Genomic DNA, 1,332 nt, shown 5'->3' on the forward strand with positions numbered 1-1,332 from the left:
TGAACCGCGCCGGGATTGCTGGAGGCTTCATCGGTTGGAAAGGATGAAGCTCATGTCAGGTCGATCTGGTTCGTCGCACCCCGCCCAGCGTCGGTATCCGTCGGAGTTGAAAGAGCGGGCGGTTCGGATGGTGCAGGAGGCAACCGCGCAGTCCGGGGAGTCGTTCGGCGTCATCACCCGCGTTGCCCGGCAGTTGGGCATCGGGTCAGAATCGCTGCGTAACTGGGTCAAGCAGGCCGAGATCGACGGCGGTCAGCGGCCCGGGACCAGCACCGATGAGGCCAAGCGGATCGCGGAGCTGGAGCGTGAGGTTCGCGAGTTGCGCCGCGCCAACGAGATCCTCAAGGCGGCATCGGCTTTTTTCGCCAGGGAACTCGACCCTCGACCGCCCAGATGAACGCCTTCATCGACGCGCACCGCACCCAGTTCGGCGTCGAGCCGATCTGCCGGGTCCTGCAGACCGCGCCCTCGACGTACTACGCAGCCCGCGCCCGGCCGCCGTCCGCGCGAGCGATGCACGATGAGCGGCTCAAGGCGGAGATCACCCGCATCTATCAGGACAATTACTCCTGCTACGGCGCCCGCAAGATCTACCGGCAGTTGCGTCGCGAAGGGCACGCGGTCGCCCGGTGCACGGTCCAGAGGCTGATGGGCGAGCTGGGTATCGCCGGGCTGGTCCGCGGAAAGACCCGGACAACCACCATCGCCGGCGCTCAGAGCGATCGGCCGGCCGATCTGGTGGGCCGTAACTTCCATGCCCCGGTGCCGAACCGGCTCTGGGTCGCTGGTCTGACCTATATCCGTACCTGGTCGGGCTGGGTGTATGCGGCGTTCGTCATCGACGTGTACTCCCGGATGGTCGTGGGCTGGCAGATCGCCACGCACCTACGCACCGACCTGGCCTTGGACGCTTTGGAGATGGCTCTGTGGCGTCGTGGTCAGGAGCAGTCGGCGGACCTGTCGGAGTTGGTGCATCACTCCGATCGCGGGGTGCAATACCTAGCGATTCGCTACACCGAACGCCTGGCCGACACCGGCGCGGTCGCCTCGGTCGGCAGCCGCGGGGACTCCTATGACAATGCCCTGGCCGAGTCCTTCAACGGCCTGTTCAAGGCCGAGCTGATCCGCCGCTACGGTCCCTGGAAGACCATGGACGACGTCGAGTTGGCGACGTTGGAATACCTTGACTGGTTCAACCACCGCCGTCTGCACACCTCCTGCGGCAACATCCCGCCCGCAGAGTACGAAGCGATCCACTACCGTCGTCAACAGGCCGCACTCACCGCTGCAGAAACCAAGTAGCCGAGTCTCCACGAAACCCGGCGCGGTTCA

1 protein-coding gene and 1 other annotated feature are annotated in these 1,332 nt (G+C 65.5%); the gene reads left to right on the plus strand.

Features of this window, described 5'->3' with window-relative positions; all coding sequences use genetic code 11:
- Window positions 1–52: 52 nt before the first annotated feature.
- A protein-coding gene (locus ACLQ2R_RS39430) for an IS3 family transposase (protein WP_425966532.1) occupies window positions 53–1,302 on the plus strand; the annotation gives its coding sequence in 2 pieces (ribosomal slippage) (window positions 53–362 and window positions 362–1,302; 1,251 coding nt in all).
- Window positions 355–468: a sequence feature (AL1L pseudoknot), on the plus strand. It overlaps the preceding gene by 114 nt.
- Window positions 1,303–1,332: the final 30 nt, after the last annotated feature.

This window comes from Streptosporangium sp. DT93 (assembly GCF_049844535.1).
Lineage (GTDB): Bacteria > Actinomycetota > Actinomycetes > Streptosporangiales > Streptosporangiaceae > Streptosporangium.